The following is a 22844-nucleotide window of genomic DNA, read 5'->3' on the forward strand; positions in this document are numbered from 1 at the left end:
TCATGACCTTTGCCGACCTCGGCCTCATAGATCCGCTGCTGCAGGCGCTCACCGCCCTGGAGCACAGCTCCCCCACGCCCATCCAGCGCCAGGCCATCCCGGCGGTGCTGGCCGGTCGCGACCTGCTGGCCGCCGCCCAGACCGGTACCGGCAAGACCGGCGCCTTCGGACTGCCGCTCCTGCAGCGACTGGTGCAGGAAGGCCCGGCGGTAGCGCCCAACCATATTCGCGCCCTGATCCTCACCCCCACCCGCGAGCTGGCCGAGCAGGTTCATGCCAGTCTGCGTGACTATGCCCAGCACCTGCCCCTGCGTACCGCCGTGGCCTACGGTGGCGTGAGCATCAATCCGCAGATGATGAAGCTGCGCAAGGGCGTGGACGTGCTGGTGGCGACCCCCGGGCGCCTGCTCGACCTGTTCAACCAGAACGCCGTGCGCTTCGACCAGGTACAGCTGCTGGTGCTGGACGAAGCCGATCGCATGCTCGACCTGGGCTTTTCCCGGCAACTGGGCGAGCTGTTCGTCATGCTGCCGCGCAAGCGCCAGACCCTGCTGTTCTCGGCGACCTTCTCCGACGCCGTGCGTCAGCTGGCCGCCCCGGTGCTGCGCGATCCCCAGACTATCGACGTCAGTCCGCGCAACACCGCCGCGGTCACCGTCAAGCAGTGGGTGGTGCCGGTCGACAAGAAGCGCAAGACCGAACTCTTCCTGCACCTTTATCGCAGCGGTCGCCAGGGCCAGGTGCTGGTGTTCGCCAAGACCCGCAAGGGTGTGGAACAACTGGTGGAGGCGCTGCAGGCCGAGGGGCTGGCGGCGGAATCCATCCATGGCGACAAGCCCCAGCCCGCGCGACTGCGCTCCCTAGCCCGCTTCAAGGCCGGCGAGGCCGACATCCTGGTCGCTACCGACGTGGCCGCCCGTGGCCTGGACATCCAGGACCTGCCGCTGGTGGTCAACCTGGACCTGCCCATCGTCGCCGAGGACTATGTCCACCGCATCGGCCGGACGGGCCGCGCCGGCAACCAGGGCCAGGCGGTTTCGCTGGTCTGCGCCGATGAAGTCGAGCAACTGGCGGCCATCGAGACGCTGATCGGCCAGATCCTCGTGCGCCGCGACGAGCCGGATTTCATCCCCGACCACCGCGTTCCCCAGACCGGTCCGGGCGGACTGGTCATGAAGAAGCCCAAGAAGCCGAAGAAACCCAAGGTGGGTGGACCGGTATCCGACAAGCCCCTGGGTCGCTGGGTGGAAGACGGCAAACCCAAGGTCAAGTCGGTGCGCAAGTCGCCCGGCTTCGGCAAGCCACGCAAGTAACCGTAAGGCTTAGCGCGGTGGAATGGCGGTAGACGGTTGATTGCGGCCATGACCGTAACAGACCCTAGGTTGGGCTGAGCGTAGCGAAGCCCAACAGGTCTTGCTTGGAGCTGGTTGTTGGGCTTCGACGATAAAGCCGTCTCAACCCAACCTACGGAAACAGCGCCAGCCCGTAGGAAAGGCCATTAGGTTGGGTTACGCGCAGCGAAGCCAAACGGGTCTTGCCCAGAGCCCGCACTGTTGGGCTTCGACGATGGAGCCGTCTCAATCCAACCTACGAAAACAGCGCCAGCCCGTAGGAACGGCCATTAGGTTGGGCTGCGCGCTGCGAAGCCAAACGGGTCTTGCCCAGAGCCCGCACTGTTGGGCTTCGACGATGGAGCCGTCTCAACCTAACCTACGGCGGCCCGGCCCCGTAGGAGCGGCCGCATCGGCGGACCGCCATGGCCGCGATATGCTAGGCGTCGCTTACTCCGCCAGGCGCCAGGTGGTGCCGCCCTTGCCGTCTTCCAGTACCACGCCCAGAGCGGTGAGCTGGTCGCGGATGCGGTCGGATTCCGCCCAGTTCTTTTCCGCGCGCGCAGTCAGCCGGGCCTGGATCAGCGCCTCGACCTCGGCGGCATCCACCCGCCCCGCCGCATCAGCGCGCAGGAAGGCTTCCGGCTCCAGCTGCAGCACGCCCAGTACATCACCCAGTTCGCGCAGACGCCCGGCCAGGCCAGCCGCCGCGGCAGGATCGCTCTCGCGCAGGCGGTTGATCTCGCGGGCCAGCTCGAACAGCACGCCGCAGGCACCAGCGGTGTTGAAGTCGTCGTCCATGCACTGGGCGAAGCGCTCGGCGTAGCTTTCGCCGCCTTGCGCCGGTGCTTGCGGCAGGCCCTTGAGCGAGTGATAGAAGCGCTCCAGAGCACCCTTGGCTTCGCGCAGGTTGTCTTCCGAGTAGTTGATCGGGCTGCGGTAGTGGCTGGCGATCAGCAGGTAGCGCACCACTTCCGGGTGATACTTCTCCAGCACCTCGCGCAGGGTGAAGAAGTTGCCCAGGGACTTGGACATCTTCTCGCCATTGATGGTGATCATCCCGCAGTGCAGCCAGGCGTTGGCGTAGGTCTTGCCGGTGGCCGCCTCGCTCTGAGCGATCTCGTTCTCGTGGTGCGGGAATTCCAGATCGTTGCCGCCACCATGGATGTCGAAGGTCTCGCCCAGGCAGCAGGTGGACATCACCGAGCACTCGATGTGCCAGCCCGGTCGCCCGGCGCCCCAGGGCGACGGCCAGCTCGGCTCGCCCGGCTTGGCGGCCTTCCACAGCACGAAGTCCAGCGGATCTTCCTTGGCCTCGCCCGGCTCGATGCGCGCGCCGATGCGCAAGTCCTCGACGCGCCGCCGCGACAGCTTGCCATAGCCAGCGAAGCGGTTGACCCGGTAGTAGACGTCGCCGTTACCCGGGGCATAGGCATAGCCCTTGTCGATCAAGGTCTGAATCATGGCGTGCATGCCATCGATGTGATCGGTGGCGCGTGGCTCCTGGTCGGGCTTGCGGATATTCAGCCGCGCCTCGTCCTCGTGCATCGCCTCGATCATCCGCGCCACCAGGTCGGTGAAGGGCTCACCGTTGGCATTGGCGCGCTTAATGATCTTGTCGTCGATGTCGGTGATGTTGCGCACGTAGGTCAGCTCATAGCCGCTATGGCGCAACCAGCGGGTGATGACGTCGAAGGCCACCATGCTGCGACCATGCCCCAGGTGGCAGTAGTCATAGACGGTCATGCCGCAGACGTACATGCGCACCTGCCCTGGTACCAGCGGCGTGAAGGCTTCCTTGGTCTTGGTCAGAGTGTTGTAGAGGTGCAGCGCCATCATTGCCCCCAGGAATCGCGCAGGGTCACGGTACGATTGAACACCGGCTTGCCGGGTGCCGAGTCCTTCAGATCGACGCAGAAGTAGCCTTCGCGCTCGAACTGGAAGCGGTCTTCCGGTTGGGCCTGGGCCAACGACGGCTCGGCACGGCAACCCTTGAGCACCACCAGGGATTCGGGATTGATGTTGTCGAGGAAGCTGCCACCCTCCTCGCTCTTCTCCGGCTGCGCCGAACGGAACAGGCGATCGTAGAGGCGCACCTCGCACTCCACGCTACCTTCGGCCGGCACCCAGTGGATCACGCCCTTGACCTTACGGCCCTCGGGATTCTTGCCCAGGGTGTCCGGGTCGTAGCTGCAACGCAGTTCGACCACGTTGCCGTCGGCATCCTTGATGGCCTCATCGGCACGGATCACGTAGCTGCCGCGCAGGCGCACCTCGCCACCCGGCTCCAGGCGCTTGTAGCCCTTGGGCGGATTCTCTTCGTAGTCGCCCTGGTCGATGTACAGCTCGCGGGTGAAGGGCAGCTGGCGCACGCCCAGATCCTGCTTGGGATGCCGTGCCAGCTCCAGATTCTCTACCTGGCCCTCGGGGTAGTTGGTGATCACCACCTTGAGGGGCTTGAGCACGCACATGGCGCGCGGAGCGTTCTGGTCCAGGTCCTCGCGGATGGCGAATTCCAGCATGGCCACGTCGACCACGCCATTGGAACGGGTCACGCCGATCATCTCGCAGAAGTTGCGGATGGCGGCCGGGGTGTAGCCACGGCGGCGATAGCCCGACAGGGTGGACATGCGCGGGTCGTCCCAGCCGTGCACATGGGCCTCGTCCACCAGTTGCTTGAGCTTGCGCTTGCTGGTGACGGTGTAGTTCAGGTTGAGGCGGGCGAATTCGTACTGGCGCGGCTGGGCCGGCACCGGCAGCTTGGCCAGGAACCACTCGTACAGCGGACGGTGGTCCTCGAACTCCAGGGTGCAGATGGAGTGAGTCACGCCTTCCAGGGCATCGGACTGGCCATGGGTGAAGTCATAGCTCGGATAGATGCACCAGGCATCGCCGGTCTGGTGATGATGGGCGTGACGGATGCGATAGAGGATGGGATCGCGCAGGTTCATATTGGGCGAGGCCATGTCGATCTTGGCGCGCAGCACCTTCTCGCCGTCCTTGAACTCGCCGGCCTTCATGCGGGCGAAGAGGTCCAGGTTCTCGGCCACCGAACGGTCGCGGAAGGGGCTGTTGCGACCCGGCTCGGTGAGGCTGCCGCGGTATTCGCGAGCCTGCTCGGGCGTCAGGTCGCAGACATAGGCCAGGCCCTGCTCGATCAGGTTCACCGCCCAGGCGTAGAGCTGGTCGAAGTAGGCGGAGGCATAGCGCACCTCGCCGGCCCAGTCGAAGCCCAGCCAGTGCACGTCGCTCTTGATGGCGTCGATGTATTCCTGGTCTTCCTTGGCCGGGTTGGTGTCGTCGAAGCGCAGATGGCAGTCGCCGCCGAATTCCTTGGCCAGGCCGAAGTTCACGCAGATCGACTTGGCGTGGCCGATGTGCAGGTAGCCATTGGGCTCCGGGGGAAAACGGGTGACGATCTTGGCCTGCTTGCCGGCGTCCAGGTCAGCCTGGACGATCTGCCGCAGGAAATGCGCGGGGGCGGCTTTGGCGGCGGTGGACGAGTCGGAAGTCGGCTTGCTCATGGGATCCTTAACTGGGCAGACGCACGGCCAGGGTAGGCCGGGCAAAGGTAAACCCGTATCATAGCCCAACCCGTCAAGTCCCGGCGAAACCCTTGAGGCCCTCGCCGGGTCTGGATGCTGTCCCCCTTAGCTACGGATTCGCTGCCATGATCAAGCTGCACACCAACCACGGCGTCATCACCCTGGAACTCTTCGAGGACAAGGCGCCGGAAACCGCGGCCAACTTCAAGGAATACGTCAAGAGCGGTCACTACGACGGCACCATCTTCCACCGCGTGATCAGCAACTTCATGGTCCAGGGCGGTGGTTTCGAGCCGGGCATGAAGCAGAAGCCGACCCGCGCCCCGATCAAGAACGAAGCCAATAACGGCGTCTCCAACGCGATCGGCACCGTCGCCATGGCCCGCACCATGGATCCGCACTCCGCCTCGGCGCAGTTCTTCATCAACGTCTCCGACAACACCTTCCTCAACCACACCGCGCCCACCAGCCAGGGCTGGGGCTATGCGGTGTTCGGCAAGGTGGTCGAGGGCATGGACGTGGTCAACGCCATCAAAGGCGTCGCCACTACCAGCAAGGCCGGTCACCAGGACGTGCCGAGCGAAGACGTGATCATCGAGAAGGCCGAGATCGTCGAGTGATTCTACTGGTCTCCGACCTGCATCTCGAACCGCAACGCCCGGACCTGGTCCGGGCGTTTTTGCATTTCCTCGAAACCCGTGCCCGCGGTGCCGAGGCGCTGTACATCCTTGGGGATCTGTTCGAAGCCTGGATCGGCGATGACGCCATGGGGCCCTTCGAGCAGGAGATCGCCACCGCCCTGCGCCAGCTGGCCGACAGCGGCACGGCCGTCTATCTGATGCATGGCAATCGCGACTTCCTGATCGGCAAGGCCTTCTGCCGCCAGGCGGGTTGCCGCTTGCTGCCGGATCGCCATATCGCCGACTTCCCGGGTCGCCGCGTGCTGCTCATGCATGGCGATACCCTCTGCACCCGCGACGAGGGCTACCAGAAGCTGCGTCGCATCCTGCGCCATCCCCTCACCCTCTTCGTCCTGCGCCACCTGCCGCTGGCCAGCCGCCAGAAGCTGGCGCGCAAGCTGCGCAGCGAGAGTCGCCAGCAGACCCGCGCCAAGGCCATGGACATCACCGATGTCACCGAGGCCGAAGTCGAGCGCGAACTGCGCGCCGCCCGGGTGACGACGCTGATCCACGGTCATACCCACAGACCCGCCCACCATGAGCTGCTGCTCGATGGCCAGCCGGCCGAGCGTATCGTGCTGGGGGACTGGGACCGCCGAGGCTGGGTGCTGGAAGCCAGCGAAGCGGGCCTGACCCAGGTCGATTTCGCTCTCGACGAACGGTAATAGCGCGGCCAGGCATGCCTGGCTTTCTTGCAGCAATTACCTGATCAGCAAAGCAATTTTGCTTGGCTACCCGGTCGCGGCCACTCCGGCTGCGACCGATCGTCACATGACCGCTACAGAAATCCGCGCAGGCGACCGATGACGAGGGTGTAAGGAGATGTAACCCTTTTCCGCGGAGACGCCCATGCAACTCGACACCCTCTTTGCCCAGCTGCACAACCTGCCCAACGTCCCCGAAGTGGCGCAGGTCCTGATCCAGCAGTTCGACGACCCCAACACCAGCATCGAAACCCTGTCGCGCACCGTGGCGCGCGATCCAGTCATCGCCGCCAAGGTGCTGCGCCTGGCCAACTCGGCGCGCTTCCGCGGCGCCCGTGAATCCACCAGCATCGAAGACGCCGCCCTGCGCCTGGGCTTCAACACCCTGCGCACCCTGGTACTGGCCTCGGCCTTCGCTGGCGGCTTCAAGGCCGCGCCCGGCTTCGATCTGCAGGCCTTCTGGTACAACAGCTTTCTGGTCGCCAGCCTGTGCAAGCCACTGGCCAAGCAGGCCGGCCTAGACCAGGAAACCGCCTTTACCTGCGGCATGCTCCACGACATCGGCGAATTGCTGATCCAGAGCGGCGCCCCCGAACTGGCACCGAGCCTGGCCGGTCGCGCCACCGCCAGCAGCCATCGCGCCGCCGACGAGACCCTGCAACTGGGCTTCGGCTATCCGGAAGTGGGTGCCGAACTGGCCCGCCGCTGGCAGCTGCCCCAGGTCCTGCGCGACGCCATTGGCTACCAGGCCCGCCCGCTGCAGGCACCGGAAGGCAACGGCTATGCGCTGATCGTGGCCCAGGCGGTCGCCGTGGCCGAGGTGCTGCAGGAGAATGTTGGTGACAGCAAGGTGCAGGACCTGAGCGGTCCGCTGTTCGCCAGCATCGACCTGGAACAGCTGACGGCCGTGCTGCCCAACGCCCGGGATACCGCCGCGACCTTCGCCCAGGCGGCCTGATCCACCGAAGCCTGGCCGAATCGCAGGCAAGAAAAAACCCCTGGAGCTGGGCTCTCAGGGGTTCTCTCAGATCTGGCGGTGAGGGAGGGATTCGAACCCTCGATAAGATTTCTCCTATACACACTTTCCAGGCGTGCTCCTTCAACCGCTCGGACACCTCACCAGATTTGCTCGGCGGCTGCATCTGCATCACCGAGGCGCGCAACTATAGGCAAAGGCGATTTCGATGGCAAGCTTTTTCTTCAATCGATTCATACATTTGCACGCAGGGCTGGGAAAGTCCGCTGCTCTGCGCCGTTCACGGGATGACCGGTCAGTCGCTTCTCTGCCCTGCGTTACCTTCTATACCTCCGACCAACGGTAGCGTCGCAAGCATTTTTCCAATTGCCTGAAAGCAAAGGAGAAATCGTCTAGTGCGACATTTTTGATAACCGGCTGGCCGGTCATCGCCACAAAACTGAAATTTATGTTCTATAGCTACTGGATAGTGCTCAAGCCTGCGGGTATCAGTAACTGCATGCCGCTGTCGCGCAAGCGCTTCCCGCTGAAGACGTAAAGGCTTCAAACAGCTAACAATAAAGGCCCCAAGTCATGTTCAAGAATCCCGTCCCCAAGTGGCGTCAGGCGAGTTTCGTGCTCATCGTCACCACCGTCGTACTGGTCATCCCCAATCTTTCCCGGTTCTTTGGCTGATCCCTAGCGCCAATAATCCGCTGGTGCTGCCGGCAAGGCTGCCAGCAAGTCACGCAGCCCCTCTCCCCAGCCTTTACGCAAGGCCTGGAAGTAGGGATCGTGCTCGTCGATCCGATGGCTGCTGACCTGCGCCAGCGCATCGCGCGGATAGACCACCAGATCCAGCGGCAGCCCCACCGATAGATTGCTGCGAATGGTGGCGTCGTAGGACAGCAGCGCGCAGCGCAGGGCTTCTTCCAGCGGCGTTGCGAAGGTCAGCGCCCGATCCAGGATGGGCTTGCCGTACTTGCTCTCGCCGATCTGGAAACAGGGCGTGTCCTCGGTGGCACCGATGAAATTGCCGTGGGGATAGAGGTTGAACAACTCCGGCTCCGCGCCGCGGATCTGCCCGCCCAGGAGAAAGGAACAGCTCAGATCCAGGCCATGACCGCTGGGGGCATCCTCGGCATCGCGCTGCAGGACCTCGCGCAAGGTCTGCCCTAGCAAGCGGGCGGCCTCATACAGAGTGGGCACTCCGTGCAGGTTGTCCTGTTCGCTGTCCAGGCGCTGCCGCAACAGGCTGATGACCGCCTGGGAGGTAGCCAGGTTGCCTGCCGACTGGATGGCGATCAGGCGCTCGCCAGGAATCCGGAACAGATGCAGTTTGCGAAAGGTGGCGATGTTGTCGACTCCGGCATTGGTGCGGGAATCGGCGACGAACACCAGGCCGTCGTGCAGTTTCATGGCGACGCAATAGGTCATGCGAACCTCGGGTATCGAGACGATTTTTGCCGCAGCGGCGAGGAAAAAGAAAGACGGCCCCTGGCCGTCTCTTCGTACGCTGCCGGCAGTGCTGATTATTGCTGTTGCTGCACCTGCTGCAACGGCTCGACCAGCACCTTGGCCTCCATGTGCTCCACCCCACCACCGCGGCGCATGCCGCGTACCGGGCAGGCATCCAGGTAGTCCAGGCCGATGGCCAGCCGCAGGTGGCGCTCCGGTCGGGTCAGGCGATTGGTTACGTCATAGCTGTACCAGGCGCCGTCATGCCAGGCTTCCGCCCAGGCATGGCTGGAGAGGTGCGCGCTGTCGTCGGTGCACAGATAGCCGGACACGTAGCGCGCCGGGATGCCCAGGCTGCGGGCGCAGGCCAGGAAGGCATGGGCATGATCCTGGCAGACCCCGGCGCCCTTGGCGAAGGCCTGGGCGGCATTGCCGTCCACCTCGGTGGAGCCGGGTACATAGATCATGCGCTCGTGCAGGCGCTCCATCAGCTGGATCAGGCTGTCGCGATCCTGGCGCCCGTCGCAGACCTCGCGGGCGAAGGCGGTCAGCGCTTCGTCGGCCTCGGTCAGCCGGGTCTGACGCAGGAAGGGAAAGGGTGAGGCCTGGCAGGGCTCGGATTCGAAGCCCTCGTCGATTTCCACCTGACCACTGGCGGTGATGGTGATGGCGTCATGCGGGGTGTCCAGGGTCAGCACATGGAGGATGTTGCCGAAGGGATCGCGTTGCGCCCGCGCCGGCCGTGGCAAGGCCAGCTCCCAGCCAAGGATCTTCTGGCGTGCATCGTCCTGAGGCGTGAGGCGCAGGTACTGGATGCTGGCGCGGACCTGATCGGCATAGCGATAAAGCGTTTCGTGATGGATCGCGAGCCTCATACGGCCTCCAGGTAAGCGGTGTTGATGGCGCTGGCGAGCTGGCGGACATGGACGATGAAATCACCGATCCAGGCGTGCAGGCCTTCGTCCAGCACCTCGTCGATGCTGGTGTAGCGCAGCCGCGCCTCGAGACCCGCGGCCAGACGCTTGGCCTCGCGGCCATTCTCCCCGGGCAGACTGACCAGCACCCGGTGCAGCTCGATCACGCAGGCCAGCAGCGAGCGCGGCAGGTCTTCCTGCAACAGCAGCAGCTCGGCGCCGTTGCGCACGTTGAGGGCATCGCGATAGAGCTCGGTGTAGGCCTCGAAGGCGCTCAGGGCGCGCAGCAAGGCGCTCCACTGATAGAAGCCGCGGGCGGAGGCATCGCTGATGGCTTCCGCTTCCTCTTCGCCGAGCACCTGGTAGCGGGCGTCGAGCATGCGCAGGGTATTGTCGGCGCGTTCGACGAAGGTACCCAGGCGGATGAAGCGATAGGCGTCGTTTCTCATGATGGTGCCGACGGTGGCGCCGCGGAACAGATGGGAACGCTCCTTGACCCACTCGCAGAAACGGCTGATGCCGAAGCGGATCAGGCCGGTAACGGCGATCTCGCGCATCTCCAGCCAGGTGGAGTTGACGTTCTCCCACATGTCGGCGGTGATGCGCCCACGCACCGCGTGGGCATTGCTGCGCGCAGCCTGCAGACAGCAATAGATGCTGCCGGGGTTGCGCTCGTCCAAGGCGAAGAAATGCAGCAGGCGCTCGGGGTGCAGGGCGCCGTGCTTTTCCCGGTAGTCATCCAGGGTGCCGGTGATGAGCAACGGCATGGCCAGCTCGTCCAGGCCTCCGCCCTGCCCGCTCTGCGGCATCATCGACAGCGAATAGCTGACGTCCAGCATCCGCGCGAGATTCTCGGCGCGCTCCAGGTTGCGGGACATCCAGTACAGATCGGCAGCGGTACGACTCAGCATGGTGGGGTCGCCTTTCAAAGGTCCTTGCGAGGCCGCCGTAGCGGCCACTGTTTCTTGGCGATCTAGTCCTGGACCACCCAGGTGTCCTTGGTGCCGCCGCCCTGGGAGGAATTCACCACCAGCGAGCCTTCGCGCAGGGCGACCCGGGTGAGGCCCCCGGGCACCAGGCGCGTCTTGCGCCCGGACAGCACGAAGGGCCGCAGATCGATGTGCCGCGGTGCGATACCGCTCTCGACGAAGGTCGGGCAGGTGGACAGCGACAGGGTCGGCTGGGCGATGTAGGCGCTGGGATTGGCCTTGAGCCGCGCGCGGAAGGCTTCGATCTCCAAGCTGCTGGCGGTAGGGCCGACCAGCATGCCGTAGCCGCCGGAGCCATGGACCTCCTTGACCACCAGCTCGGGCAGATTGGCCAGCACATGGGACAGCTCGTCCGGCTTGCGGCACTGCCAGGTGGGTACGTTGTAGAGGATGGGTTCTTCGCTGAGGTAGAAGCGGATCATCTCCGGCACATAGGGATAGATCGACTTGTCGTCGGCCACCCCGGTGCCGATGGCGTTGGCCAGGATGACGTTACCGGCGCGATAGGCGGCCAGCAGGCCGGGTACGCCCAGCAGGGAGTCCGGATTGAAGGCCAGGGGATCGAGGAAGGCGTCGTCGAGACGGCGGTAGATGACATCGACCTTGCGGAAGCCCGAGGTGGTGCGCATGAACACCTGTTCGTCGCGCACCAGCAGGTCGGCCCCCTCCACCAGCTCCACGCCCATCTCCCTCGCCAGGAAGGCGTGCTCGAAGTAGGCGCTGTTGAACCGGCCCGGGGTGAGCACCACCACCGTGGGGTTGTTGACCGGGGTGGAGCTGCGCAGGGTATCGAGCAGGATGTTCGGGTAGTGGTCGATGGGCGCGATGCGCTCCAGGGTGAACAGCTCGGGAAACAACCGCATCATCATCTTGCGGTTCTCGAGCATGTAGGACACCCCACTGGGAGTGCGCAGGTTGTCTTCGAGTACGTAGTAGGCGCCGTCGCCATCGCGCACCAGGTCGACCCCGGCGATGTGCGCATAGATGCCATTGGGCAGGTCCAGCCCCTGCATGGCCAGCTGGTACTGGTCATTGGCCAGCACCTGCTCGGCGGGTATGACCCCGGCCTTGATGATGCGCTGGTCGTGATAGAGGTCGTGGAGAAAGAGATTCAGCGCCTGGACGCGCTGAATGCAGCCGCGCTCGATGATCTGCCATTCGCTGGCGGGGATGGCTCGCGGCAGGGCGTCGAAGGGAATCAGGCGCTCCGTGCCCTGCTCGTCGCCATAGAGGGTAAAGGTGATACCGGCGCGATGGAACAGCAGGTCGGCTTCGCGACGACGCTGGGCCAGGAGTTCCGGGGGTGTCTCACTCAGCCATTGCGCATAGCGACCGTAGTGCGGTCGACAGTGCGCCTGGGCGTCATACATCTCGTTATACAGTTGGCGGCTCATGCCGATCTCCTTGTCACCCACGGTGCAGCTTCGCAAGCCGCGTGCCAGCACCAGAGCCTTGTGGATCAAGCTCTTGCGAGGCGGCGGGTCGCGCGGTGCACCAAAGCCAGGCACGTAAGCGTGCGCATGCACCGCAACGTTTCCGTCATGAGCCTAAGACGGTGCGCCTGGCGGAAAGTGCGATGATTGAGCGGCGGAGTGATTACAGAGAATGAGACAGGCATCCCCTTCGGGATGCCGCCTCGACAGGCCAGGGATCAGGCGGAGCTGCGGCTGACTTCCTGGGTGACGCCCCAGCCATCGAGTTGGCCGCCCAGAGGCACCACCACCGCCTCGAGATCGCTTTCGAAATCGTCGATGGTGGCGTGGGTGGCGAACATCACCTTGCTGACCTGCAGATGCCAGCCCCCCTCTTCGTGGGGCATCACCTGGGTGTTGAGGGACTCGCCGTGAAACTGGTCCGCAGCGATGCGGGCCTTGCCTTCGTCGGCGAAGATGGCGAAGAAGTCGATGGGATGGAAGCGGGCGAAGTCGAAGCCGCCCTCCTTCATCCGCTGCAGCAGGTTCAAGCTCACATCATCGGCAAACGACAAGGACATAGGACAACCCTCCTCTGGTTCGGATGATCTTCTCGCCGAGCCGTCGCTACCGACGCCCGGCGAGTTGCGGCTGAGCACTCGAACGGTGCCGCAACCGTCAGGGCTTACGCCTTGCCGATGGCCTCCAGCACGTATCGAGGTAGAGCAAAGGCGGCGGCATGCAGCTCCGGGGTGTAGTAACGGGTCTGGATGCCGGTATCACTGTAGCGTTGCGCCAGGGTTTCGGCACCTTGCCGACGCAAGGTCACGTCCTTGCTGCCCCAGGCCAGGGTCATCACGCCCCCTATGTAGGTAGGCACCGCTGACAGATAAAAGTGCCAGTCGGCGAACAGCCCGGACATCCGGCTGGCGGTGGTCTTGACCTCGTCCAGCTGCAGGAAGGGGGTGCCATTCTGGGCCACCATCACGCCGCCGTCGTTCAGGCAACGATGGCAGGCCTGGTAGAAGTTCTCCGAGAACAGCACCTCGGCCGGACCGATGGGATCGGTGGAGTCGGAGATGATGACGTCATAGCGCTCGGTGGTGTTGGCGACGAAATTCATGCCGTCGTCGATCACCAGATTCAGCCGCGGATCCTCGAAGGCGCCAGCCGAATGACCGGGAAAGTGCTCCTTGCACATCTCCACCACCGAACCGTCGATCTCGACCATGGTGATGTGCTCGACACCCCGGTGCTTGGCCACTTCCCGCAGGATACCGCCGTCGCCACCGCCGATGATGAGCACCCGCTTCGGCGCCGGATGGGCGAGCAGCGGCACCTGGGTGAGCATCTCGTGATAGATGAATTCGTCGGCCTCGGTGGTCTGGATGACGCCATCCAGGGCCATTACCTTGCCCAGCACGGCGTTCTGGAAGATCACCAGGTGCTGATGCTCGGTACGCACCTCGTGGAGCAGGCGCTCGACGGTGAATCTCTGGCCATAGCCGTCGTAGAGGGTTTCCAGGTAGTCGCTCATGTCGATCTCCGCAGGTGGCGGGCCGAGACAGACAATGCCCGGCCAAAAGCCGGGCATTGTAAGAGCTGGATGTGACAGGCTCCAGCGTTGTGCTGGTTAGCCTTTATGGGTAGGCGCGGTGGCCGAGCGATTGCCGCGCGGACCGGCGGCGGCCCAGGCGATCAGACCGATCACCGGCAGCACGATGATGAGCACGGTCCAGCCGATCTTGGCATTGCTGGTGCTGTCACTGCGGATGACGTTGACGATGGCCCAGATGTCGAGCAGGAAGACGATGAAGCCCAGTACACCGCCGATGGTGGAATTGATCATGTCGCGACTCCCGTTGCGAGGACACAGGTCTCGTCACTTGGGACTGGCGATGAGGGCGTGGAGTTCGGCCGGCTCGCTTGGCAGCGACGCCGGCCATGGGCCTCAACCGAAGGCGGTGAGATCGATGTCAGCAAAGGACGCCACGCACGGATGGTCGCCCAGCTGGCCACCGGCACGCACCAGGCCGCAGGTCGGCAGACCGGCCTGGCGCGCGGCATCCAGCTCTTCCACCACATCGGAAAGGAACAGCAGTTCCGCCGGCGCATGGGTGGTCGCCGAGGCGATGCGGGCATAGGACGCAGCTTCACGCTTGCCGCCGGTCAGGGTATCGAAATACCCGGAAAACAAAGGCGTGAGATCGCCATGCTCGGAGCAACCGAAGATCAGCTTCTGCGCCTGGATCGAGCCCGAGGAATAGACGTACAGCGGCAGTCCGGCGGCATGCCACTGGCGCAGGGCCTGGACGGCGTCGGGATAGACGTGCCCCCGGAGGGTGCCGGCACGATAGCCCTGCTCCCACACCTGTCCCTGCAGCGCCTTGAGCGGCGTGGCCTTGCGGTCGGTGGCGATCCACTCCAGCAGGATGGCGATCACCCGCTCCACGTCGGCGTCCAGCTCGCCGGCTTCGGCACGCACGGCATCGAGTTGCTCGGCCACCGCCGGCTCTCCGGCATGGGCGCGCACATGGGCCGGCAGGTGCGCGCGGGCATAGGGGAAGAGCACGTCGAAGACGAAGCTGACGGCGCTGGTGGTGCCTTCGATATCGGTGAGGATGGCCTTGATCGTCACGCCTCGACCTCCAGGCGCGGAAAGCGCTGGGCGATGTCCACGCCGGTGAAGTGGGCGACCCAGCCGTCGGGATTGTCGAACAGGCGGATGGCGACAAAGGACGGCGACTCGCTCATGTCGAACCAGTGCGGCGTACCGGCCGGCACCGAGATAAGGTCGTCCTTCTCGCAGAGCACGGCATAGACCTGGTCGTCGATGTGCAGGGTGAAAAGGCCCTGGCCGGCGACGAAGAAGCGCACCTCGTCTTCATTGTGGCGATGTTCTTCGAGGAACTTGGCGCGCAGCGCCTCCTTCTGCGGATGCTCGGGATGCATGCTGATGACGTCGACGGTCTGGTAGCCGCGCTCCTGGATGAGGCGATCGATCTCCGGTCGGTAGGCGGCGATCACCTCCTCCTGGCTGGCGCCGGGCGCCACCGGGGCGGTGGCCTGCCAGCGCTCGAAACGCACCCCAACCTCGGCCAGGGTGGCGGCGATGTGCTCGCCATCGCTGATCACCTTCAGCGGCTGGCGGGGTTCGGCATCGTGGTAGACGGTCAGTCGGCTCATGGACGCAGGCTCCGGGTCTTGAGTTCGCATTCGAAGAGGAATTCGAAGGCTTCCACGTGGCGCAAGGCATCGGCCATGCGCGGGCCCCAAGTATAGAGGCCGTGCCCGCGGATCAGGTACCCCACGCAGTCGGGATGCACGTTCAGCCAGGTCTGCACCTTGTCGGCCAGGCGCGGGATGTCCTGGTCGTTGTCGAACACCGGGATCTCCACCCGCACGTCGTGGGTGGTGACGCCATGCAGGGCCTTCTGCAATTCGTAGCCGTCCAGCACCAAGCGATCGCCTTCGAGCTGGCGCGAGAGCACCGTCGAGTTCACCGAGTGGGTGTGCAGCACGGCGCCGATCTCCGGCTGCCAGCGATAGAGCTGGGTGTGCAGCGCGGTCTCCGCGGAAGGCTTCTTGGCCTCCAGCGGGGTGCCGTCGAGGTCGGTGGCGAGGATATCGTCCAGCTCCAGCTGACCTTTGTGCTTGCCGGAGACGGTCAACAGCAGGCGACTGTCGGACAGCCGTACCGAATAGTTGCTGCTGGTGGCCGGCGACCAGCCGCGGCCATAGAGAAAGCGACCGGCGTCGATGATTTCCCGGGCCAGTTGCTCACGCTGCTGGATCATGGAGGGTTCTCCTTGGTTCTGTACGAAAAGTCGCCGAGCGACGGTCAGGCGAGGCGCAACGACCAACGGGAGTAACAGCCAACGGCTGGCCCAGAGGGTGAGCGCCAGCGAATCAAAACGCTGAGGAAGCGGAGTTTACGAGAGGTAAATGAGCATTGCGACCGGGCTGGCGATCCAGGTGTTTTTCAACGAAGCCTCACCGAGCGCAGGCACTTTTCGTACTGGACCTAACGGACAAGAGGATTAGGAAGGCCCCCGCCAGCGCCGCCAGGGAGGCGCCGGCAAAGGCGGCAAGGGCACCGGACACCTGCCAGGCATAGCCAGCATACAGCGCGCCCAGCGCCCCGCCAGCCCCGGAAAGTGCCGCGTAGAGCGATTGGGCCTGGCCCTGGCGGCGGCGGTCGAAATGGGACTGGACGAACTGGATGGCGGCGGCGTGGAAGCAGGCGAAGGTGGCCGCATGCAGGAGCTGGGCGAACAACAGCACTGGCAACTGGTCGGCCAGGGCGCCTAGCAGCAGCCAGCGCCCGGCGGCGATCAGAAAGGCGCCGACCAGCAGGGTAGTCAGAGCGATCCGCGCCAGCAGTTGCGGCATCACCAGGAAGATCAGCACCTCGGCGACCACGCCCAGCGACCAGAGCTGACCGATGACGCCGCGGCCATAACCGAGTTCTTCCAGATGCAGGGTGAAGACCGTGTAGTAAGGGCCGTGGGACAGCTGCATCAGTGCCGCGGCGATGAAGAAGGCCAGCACCCGCGGCTGGCGCAGGGTGGTCAGGAAGGGCTCGGCCGGCGCCTCGGGCCGCTGGCCGGGGTCGACCTTGACCCCCGGCACCGCCAGCGAGGCCAGCAGGATGATCGCCATCACCAGCAGCAGATAGGCCGGATAGAGATCCAGGCTGACGTACTCGAAGGCCCAGCCCAGCCCCGCCACCGCGGCGATGAAGCCGATGGAGCCCCAGAGGCGGATGCGCGCATAGCGCTGCGGCTGATCGCGCAGATGAGCCAGGGTGATGGCTTCGAACTGGGGCAGCACCGCGTGCCAGAAGAAGGCATGACCGGCCATGATCAGCGCCAGCCAGGCGAAGCCCTGGCCGAGGTAGATGCCGGAGAAGCACAGCAGGGTGCAGGCGGCGCCGAGGCGGACGATGCTCAGCCGGCGGCCGGTGCGATCGGCCAGCCAGCCCCAGAGGTTGGGTGCCAGCACCCGCATCAGCATGGGGATGGCCACCAGTTGACCGATGGCGGTGCCGGAAAAGCCCAGGTGGTGGAAATACAGCCCCAGGTAGGGCGCCGTGGCCCCCAGCAGCGCGAAGTAGGCGAAGTAGAAGCCCGACAGCCGCCAATAGGGAACCGGCATCGTCCGTCCGCGGATCAGAGCTGGGGCAGGACGGGCGTGTGCACTTTCACCTCGGCGTTCTGCGCGCGGTGGCGCAGGAGGTGATCCATCAGCACCAGGGCCATCATGGCTTCGGCGATGGGGGTGGCGCGGATGCCCACGCAGGGATCGTGGCGGCCCTTGGTGATGATATCCACCGGATTGCCATGGACGTCGATGGAGCGCCCCGGAGTGGTGATGCTGGACGTGGCCTTCAGCGCCAGGTGGGCGACGAGGGGCTGACCAGACGAGATGCCGCCCAGCACGCCACCGGCGTTGTTGGACAGGAAGCCCTCCGGGGTCAGCTCGTCACGGTGCTCGGTGCCGCGCTGAGCGACGCTGGCGAAGCCGGCGCCGATCTCGACGCCCTTCACCGCGTTGATGCTCATCAGCGCATAGGCCAGTTCGGCGTCGAGGCGGTCGAAGATCGGCTCGCCCAGACCCGGCGGCACGCCGTCGGCGACCACGGTGATGCGCGCGCCTACCGAATCCTGATCGCGACGCAGCTGGTCCATGTAGGCTTCCAGCTCCGGCACCCGGTCCGGATCGGGGCTGAAGAAGGCGTTTTCTTCCACGCTGTCCCAGGTCTTGAAGGGGATCTCGATGGGGCCCAGCTGGCTCATGTAGCCGCGCACCCGGATGCCCTGGGTCGCCAGGTACTTCTTGGCGATGGCACCGGCCGCCACGCGCATGGCGGTTTCCCGCGCCGAGCTGCGACCGCCGCCGCGGTAGTCGCGCAGGCCGTACTTGTGGTGATAGGCGTAGTCGGCATGGGCTGGGCGGAACAGGTCCTTGATCGCCGAGTAGTCCTTGGACTTCTGGTCGGTGTTGCGGATCAGCAGGCCGATGGGGGTACCGGTGGTGACGCCCTCGAAGACCCCGGACAGGATCTCGACCTCGTCCGCTTCCTGGCGCTGGGTGGTGTGGCGGCTGGTGCCGGGCTTGCGCCGATCCAGGTCGCGCTGCAGGTCGGCGATGTCCAGGGGCAGTCCGGGCGGGCAACCGTCGACGATGGCGACCAGCGCCGGGCCATGGCTTTCGCCGGCGGTGGTGACGGTGAACAGCGTGCCGAGGGTATTGCCGGACATGCGAGGGCTCCGCGCTACGGGTGAAAGGTATGGATGCAAAATGGGAATGGGCGATTTTACACGCGCCGTGGTCTTTTACACGGATTGTGTGCGGGATAGGCCCTCACACCCCAGCCCTCCGGTGCCCTCTTCGTCATGCGTCTGCTGTTCTCCCTGCTGCTGTGCCTCGCCCTGCCCGCCCTCGCCACCGCGGCCGACCCCGTGCTCTATCGCCCCGTCCAGCTTGACACCGGCAGCGGCGTGCTCAAGGGCAGCCTGATCCTGCCGCGCAGCGAGCGGCCGCAACCCGTGGTGCTCTTCGTCTCCGGCTCCGGGCCCCTTGACCGCAACGGCAACGGACCCGGCGCGCGCAACGCGGCCTTGCAGCGACTGGCCGAGGCCCTGGGCCGGCAGCGGATCGCCAGCGTGCGCTTCGACAAGCGCGGGGTGGCCGAGAGTCGCGGCGCCGAGCCGGACGAGAGTCGTCTCAGCGTGGAGCGCTATGTCGACGACCTGGTTGGCTGGATCCGCCTGCTGCGCGCCGATCCACGCTTTTCCAAGGTGATCCTGCTCGGTCACAGCGAAGGCGCCCTGATCGCCAGCCTGGCCGCCGACCGGGTGCCGGTCGCCGGGGTGGTGACCCTGGCCGGCAGCGGCCGTCCCATCGACGTGGTGCTGCGCGAGCAACTGGCCGGCAAGCTGTCGCCCGCCGGTCTGGCCAGCGCCCAGTGGATCATCGACCAGTTGCTGCGCGGCACGCCGGTGCCCGAGGTGCCGAAGGAGTTGCTGGTGCTGTTCCGCCCCAGCGTCCAGCCCTATCTCATCTCGCTGTTCCGCCAGGATCCGGCCAAGGCCTTCGCCGGCATCCACGCCCCGGCGCTGATTATCCAGGGCACCCATGACGTCCAGGTGGAGGTGGACGATGCCCGCGCCCTGCAGCGGGCCAAGCCGGATGCGGAACTGGCCATCATTGCCGGCATGAACCATGTGCTGCGTATCGCCCCGGCGGACTTCCAGGCGCAACTGCCCACCTACGACAACCCTAACCTGCCCCTGGCCCGCGCGCTGGTCGAGCGCGTGACCGCCTTCGTCGCGCGCTCAGGTTCCCCGCCCACTGGCCGATAAGCCGGCAAAGGCGCCCAGGAGGCGCACAGCTGGAGCCTGCCCGTGGAAACCCCTGACCAAGCATCGCCGGCCGTCGAAGCCGCGCCCCATGAACCCCATCCCTGGGCCAGCCTGCCGCCGGAGCGCTTTCAGCTGCTGCGACTGATGCCCCAGCCCGCGGATCGACGGGTCGGGGCACGCCCCCTGCGCTTCGTGCAACTCGGCCTGGTCGAGCGCCATGGCGACGAGGAGAGCCTGCTGCGACTGACGGTGCAGATTCCTGGTCAGCTGCTGCACCGCGAGGTGAACGTGCTGGAGGTCTGGGTCGACCATCGCCAGGGCCAGATCCGCCTGGGGCCCGAACGCGGCTTGCAGATTGAGCCGGAAGAACGTGGCCTGGGCCGCTTCCTGCTGGCCCGGGCCGCCGCCTGGGCGCGCCTGCGCTGGAGCCACTACGGGGTGCAGGACCTGCCCCTGGCGCGCCGCGACGCCCTCGACGAAGACAGCCGCAAACGCCGCGACCACGTGCTCGGCGCCCAGGGTTTCACCATCGAAACCGCAACGGACGACGAACGTCAGCAGCTCTGCCGGGCAGCGCGGGTCAGCCAGCTGCGCGAGGACTGGAACGCCGACAAGGTCCAGCTGCTGTCGCTGCTGGACGGCGCCACCCTGCTGGAGCAGTGCGACCGGGTGATCGACGAGCGCGATGCCAGCCTGCGCCAACTGGAGGACCGCATCGCCCTCTATCGCCGTGACGACATCTCCCTGCGTTTCGCCATCGGCTGCCTGGCGGTGTTCTGCCTGTTCCAGGCCGCCCTGCTGATCTGGATGGCGCTGCGCTAGACGTCGCTGCAGACGACCTGTCGGCAGCGCCCAGGCGCCACCCCTCGCCCGAGGCTTGCTCCCCCGGCGGACCCTGCTAACGTAGCCACCCGTTCGCATCCATCCGCCCGGAGTGTCCGCTGTTCATGGTCTCGCCTCTGCTGTTTCGCCCGCGTGCGCCTCTGCGCCTCGCTACCCTCGGCCTGCTGACCGCCCTTGCCGGCTGCCAGTATTTCGGCGAAGAGCAGCCGACCCACAGCCAACCGCAAGTCAAGGGCAGCCTGCCGCTGCGCGGCCTGGCGCAGACCGCCTCGGTGCGCCGCAACGCCGACGGCCAGCCGCTGATCGAGACCACCACCTTCCACGATGCCCTCTTCGCCCTCGGCTATGTCCACGCCAGCGAGCGCCTGGCGCAGATGGTCGAGCTGCGCCTGCTGGCCCAGGGTCGACTGGCCGAGGCCTACGGTGACAGCCGCCTGGACAGCGACCGTTTCATGCGCACCGTGGATCTGCGCAAGGCTGCCCAGGTGGCCTACGGCAATGCCTCGCCGCGTCTGAAGACCTTCTTCGAAGTCTATGCCCGGGGCGTCAACGCCTATCTCTATCGCGCCGGCGAGCGAGTCGAGCTGGATGGCCACGACTACCGCGCCGAATACTGGAAAGCCGAAGACAGCGCCCTGCTCTTCGAGCTGCTGAACTTCGCCCAGGCGGTGGACCTGCGCAAGGAGACCGCGGCGCTGGCCCTGGCCACTCAGGTCGGCCCCGAGCGCCTGGCCTGGCTCTTGCCCACCTACCCGGACGAACCCCTGCCGGAAGAGGAGACCGCCAAGCTGCGCGGCCTGAATCTGGGTGGCCAGTTGCCCGGCCTCGACGCCCTGCTGGACGTCCAGCGCCAGCTGGCTCAGCTCGCCCCTTTCGGCGGCCCCACCGGCACCGCCTGGGCGGCGACACCGGGTCATACCCGCAGTGGGCGCAGCCTGCTCGCGGTGGACAAGGTCAGCGCCTTCAACGGCCAGTCGCCCTTTACCCTGGTGACCCTGAGGGCGCCGCGCTTCGAGGCCGTGGGCACCACCCTGCCCGGCCTGCCGCTGCTGCTCGACGGCTACAACGGCAAGCTGGCCTGGGGCGCCGCGACCCTGATGGGCGACAGCCAGGACCTCTACCTCGAGCGCCTGCAACGCCAGGGCGGTCGTCTCCAGGTGCAGAGCGGCGGTCAGTGGCAACCCGCCGGCGAGCGGGTGGAAACCTTTTTCGTCCGCGGTGAAAAACCGCGCCGCGAGACCCTTTACACCAGCCCACGCGGCCCTCTGCTGAACCTGGCCCTGGCGCCGGGCGCCAACGGCTATGGCCTGGCCCTGCGCAGCAGCCGCCTGGAAGCCGACAAGAGCCTGGACGCCCTCTTCGACCTCACCCGCGCCAAGGACGTGGAGCGCGCCTTCGAACTGGCCCGCGAGCTGCGCGCCAGTGACTGGAATCTGGTGTTCGCCGATGCCGAGCACGTCGGCTGGCAGGTGACCGGGCGCTATCCCAATCGCCGCAGCGGTCTGGGGCTGCTGCCCTCGCCCGGTTGGGACGAGCGCTACGCCTGGGATGGCTACGCCGATCCCATGCTGCACCCTTACGACCAGGATCCGGCCCAGGGCTGGCTGGGCGCCGCCAACCAGCGCGTGGTACCGCGCGGCTACGGCATGCAGCTGTCCAGCAACTGGTCGGGCCCCGAGCGCCAGGAGCGCCTGGCGCAACTGGCCGGGCGCTCCGCGCGCCTCGATACCCGCGATGCCATGGCCCTGCAGCAGGACCAGACCACCACCCTGGCGGCCAAGCTCAAGACGCAGCTCGACGCCCCCGGCTTCGCCGCGCCACTGCGCCAGGCCATCGCCGCCCTGCCGGCCACCCAGCGCCAGCAGGCGGAAGAAGCCCTGCGCCGTCTGCAGGGCTTCGACGGTCGCCTGGCCGCCGGCTCCGCGGATGCGGCGCTCTACGAGGCCTTCCTGCAGGCCCTGGCCGAAAAGACCTTCGCCGATGAATTGGGGGGCACCAGGAGCCCGGCCTGGCAGGCCTTCACCACCCTCAGCGATACCGGCTACAACGCCATCGTCGATCATCTCCTGGCCCGTGACGACAGCCCCTATTGGGATGACGTCAGCACGCCTACCCGTGAAGACAAGCCGGCGATCTTCGCCCGCGCGCTGGCCGGAGCCGTCGAAACTTGCGAGGCCAAGCTGGGCAGCGATCGCGCCGCCTGGCAGTGGGGCCGCTTGCACCGCCTGGATGGCAACGCCAGTAGCGGCGACGGCTCGACCCTCGACCTGACCGCCAGCCACTGGGGCGGCGATGACCAGGCCTGGCTGGCGCCGGCGCTGCGCCTGGTGGTGGACTTCGGCCTGGCCGAGCCCCTACAGGCGAGTCAGGCCGGCACTCCGGGCAAGGGTTGGGCGAAGGGGCAGTACCAGAGTCTGCCGCTGCAGCCGCAGAATCTGGAGCGCGTCTATGGGCGCGACCGCCTGCTGCTGATTCCGCAACGGTAGCCTTCTCCGCTGGCAGCCCGCGACTTGGCGCGGGTTTTGCCGGTCTCCTGGCAAACCTTAGCCGGGCTGCCTCTTTAGGCCGTGTTGCGGACCGCTGCGGAGGCGCTTTCCCGCAGGCGCCCTGACCGCGAAGGCGCCCGGTGATGGTGCCGTGTCTGTC

At 66.0% G+C, this 22844-nt stretch carries 21 protein-coding genes and 1 tRNA gene; 7 read left to right on the plus strand and 15 right to left on the minus strand.

Features of this window, described 5'->3' with window-relative positions; translation table 11 throughout:
• Window positions 1-2: 2 nt before the first annotated feature.
• A complete protein-coding gene (locus FEZ61_RS07450; RefSeq protein WP_173148031.1) occupies window positions 3-1313 on the plus strand; it encodes a DEAD/DEAH box helicase in 1311 nt (436 codons plus the stop codon).
• Window positions 1314-1781: 468 nt separating this feature from the next.
• Here FEZ61_RS07450 and cysS read toward each other — a convergent pair whose 3' ends face one another.
• Together cysS and FEZ61_RS07460 are read right to left on the minus strand one after the other, a co-directional pair.
• On the minus strand, window positions 1782-3167 hold the full coding sequence (gene cysS, locus FEZ61_RS07455; protein WP_173148118.1) for a cysteine--tRNA ligase: 1386 nt from the start codon (window positions 3165-3167) through the stop codon (window positions 1782-1784).
• On the minus strand, window positions 3167-4855 hold the full coding sequence (locus FEZ61_RS07460; RefSeq protein ID WP_173148033.1) for a glutamine--tRNA ligase/YqeY domain fusion protein: 1689 nt from the start codon (window positions 4853-4855) through the stop codon (window positions 3167-3169). The genes cysS and FEZ61_RS07460 overlap by 1 nt, the downstream gene beginning before the upstream one ends.
• A gap of 146 nt (window positions 4856-5001) precedes the next feature.
• On the opposite strand from FEZ61_RS07460, the gene FEZ61_RS07465 reads away from it, so the two are divergent.
• The 3 genes from FEZ61_RS07465 (at window position 5002) to FEZ61_RS07475 (ending at window position 7218) form a co-directional block, all read left to right on the plus strand.
• A complete protein-coding gene (locus FEZ61_RS07465) occupies window positions 5002-5496 on the plus strand; it encodes a peptidylprolyl isomerase (protein ID WP_007158996.1) in 495 nt (164 codons plus the stop codon).
• On the plus strand, window positions 5493-6221 hold the full coding sequence (gene lpxH, locus FEZ61_RS07470; protein WP_173148035.1) for a UDP-2,3-diacylglucosamine diphosphatase: 729 nt from the start codon (window positions 5493-5495) through the stop codon (window positions 6219-6221). The genes FEZ61_RS07465 and lpxH overlap by 4 nt, the downstream gene beginning before the upstream one ends.
• A gap of 184 nt (window positions 6222-6405) precedes the next feature.
• Window positions 6406-7218, plus strand: a complete 813-nt coding sequence (locus FEZ61_RS07475; protein ID WP_017642193.1) for an HDOD domain-containing protein — start codon at window positions 6406-6408, stop codon at window positions 7216-7218.
• Between the two features lie 73 nt (window positions 7219-7291).
• On the opposite strand, the gene FEZ61_RS07480 is transcribed toward FEZ61_RS07475, so the two are convergent.
• The 13 genes from FEZ61_RS07480 to aroC all read right to left on the minus strand — a co-directional run bounded on the left by FEZ61_RS07480 (window position 7292) and on the right by aroC (window position 18251).
• Window positions 7292-7381 (minus strand) — tRNA-Ser (locus FEZ61_RS07480).
• 533 nt (window positions 7382-7914) lie between these two features.
• Window positions 7915-8652 (minus strand): proteasome-type protease, encoded by a 738-nt coding sequence (locus tag FEZ61_RS07485; RefSeq protein ID WP_173148037.1) that lies wholly within the window; start codon window positions 8650-8652, stop codon window positions 7915-7917.
• 95 nt (window positions 8653-8747) lie between these two features.
• On the minus strand, window positions 8748-9548 hold the full coding sequence (locus FEZ61_RS07490) for a transglutaminase family protein (RefSeq protein ID WP_093252582.1): 801 nt from the start codon (window positions 9546-9548) through the stop codon (window positions 8748-8750).
• Window positions 9545-10498 (minus strand): alpha-E domain-containing protein, encoded by a 954-nt coding sequence (locus FEZ61_RS07495; RefSeq protein ID WP_093252587.1) that lies wholly within the window; start codon window positions 10496-10498, stop codon window positions 9545-9547. The genes FEZ61_RS07490 and FEZ61_RS07495 overlap by 4 nt, the downstream gene beginning before the upstream one ends.
• A 62-nt stretch (window positions 10499-10560) precedes the next feature.
• On the minus strand, window positions 10561-11970 hold the full coding sequence (locus FEZ61_RS07500; protein WP_017642188.1) for a circularly permuted type 2 ATP-grasp protein: 1410 nt from the start codon (window positions 11968-11970) through the stop codon (window positions 10561-10563).
• A 257-nt stretch (window positions 11971-12227) separates the two neighbouring features.
• Complete coding sequence (locus FEZ61_RS07505) at window positions 12228-12569, minus strand: ribonuclease E inhibitor RraB (protein WP_017642187.1); 342 nt, start codon at window positions 12567-12569, stop codon at window positions 12228-12230.
• A 104-nt stretch (window positions 12570-12673) separates the two neighbouring features.
• The gene (speE, locus tag FEZ61_RS07510) at window positions 12674-13525 is read right to left on the minus strand and encodes a polyamine aminopropyltransferase (RefSeq protein ID WP_017642186.1); all 852 of its coding nucleotides are present in this window, start codon (window positions 13523-13525) and stop codon (window positions 12674-12676) included.
• A gap of 96 nt (window positions 13526-13621) precedes the next feature.
• Window positions 13622-13837, minus strand: coding sequence for a PLD nuclease N-terminal domain-containing protein (locus FEZ61_RS07515; RefSeq protein WP_007159012.1), 216 nt, complete (start codon window positions 13835-13837; stop codon window positions 13622-13624).
• 102 nt (window positions 13838-13939) lie between these two features.
• Entirely contained in the window at window positions 13940-14626 is a 687-nt protein-coding gene (mtnC, locus tag FEZ61_RS07520) for an acireductone synthase (RefSeq protein ID WP_173148039.1), read from the minus strand.
• Window positions 14623-15174: an acireductone dioxygenase gene (locus tag FEZ61_RS07525; RefSeq protein WP_017642184.1), complete on the minus strand. Its 552-nt coding sequence runs from the start codon at window positions 15172-15174 to the stop codon at window positions 14623-14625. Before FEZ61_RS07525 ends, mtnC begins: the two co-directional genes overlap by 4 nt.
• Window positions 15171-15785 carry a methylthioribulose 1-phosphate dehydratase gene (locus tag FEZ61_RS07530; protein ID WP_017642183.1) on the minus strand — a complete coding sequence of 205 codons (615 nt, stop codon included), beginning with the start codon at window positions 15783-15785 and terminating at the stop codon, window positions 15171-15173. Before FEZ61_RS07530 ends, FEZ61_RS07525 begins: the two co-directional genes overlap by 4 nt.
• 196 nt (window positions 15786-15981) lie before the next feature.
• Window positions 15982-17145 carry an MFS transporter gene (locus tag FEZ61_RS07535; RefSeq protein ID WP_017642182.1) on the minus strand — a complete coding sequence of 388 codons (1164 nt, stop codon included), beginning with the start codon at window positions 17143-17145 and terminating at the stop codon, window positions 15982-15984.
• Between the two features lie 14 nt (window positions 17146-17159).
• Complete coding sequence (gene aroC, locus FEZ61_RS07540) at window positions 17160-18251, minus strand: chorismate synthase (protein WP_017642181.1); 1092 nt, start codon at window positions 18249-18251, stop codon at window positions 17160-17162.
• 135 nt (window positions 18252-18386) lie between these two features.
• On the opposite strand from aroC, the gene FEZ61_RS07545 reads away from it, so the two are divergent.
• The 3 genes from FEZ61_RS07545 (at window position 18387) to FEZ61_RS07555 (ending at window position 22684) form a co-directional block, all read left to right on the plus strand.
• Window positions 18387-19355, plus strand: a complete 969-nt coding sequence (locus FEZ61_RS07545) for an alpha/beta fold hydrolase (RefSeq protein ID WP_064308256.1) — start codon at window positions 18387-18389, stop codon at window positions 19353-19355.
• Window positions 19356-19397: 42 nt separating this feature from the next.
• Window positions 19398-20177: a hypothetical protein gene (locus tag FEZ61_RS07550; protein ID WP_064308257.1), complete on the plus strand. Its 780-nt coding sequence runs from the start codon at window positions 19398-19400 to the stop codon at window positions 20175-20177.
• A gap of 125 nt (window positions 20178-20302) precedes the next feature.
• Window positions 20303-22684 carry a penicillin acylase family protein gene (locus FEZ61_RS07555; RefSeq protein ID WP_173148041.1) on the plus strand — a complete coding sequence of 794 codons (2382 nt, stop codon included), beginning with the start codon at window positions 20303-20305 and terminating at the stop codon, window positions 22682-22684.
• Window positions 22685-22844 lie beyond the last annotated feature (160 nt).

This window comes from Pseudomonas sp. MS15a(2019), from assembly GCF_013277805.1.
In the GTDB taxonomy this organism is placed as follows: domain Bacteria; phylum Pseudomonadota; class Gammaproteobacteria; order Pseudomonadales; family Pseudomonadaceae; genus Chryseomonas; species Chryseomonas benzopyrenica.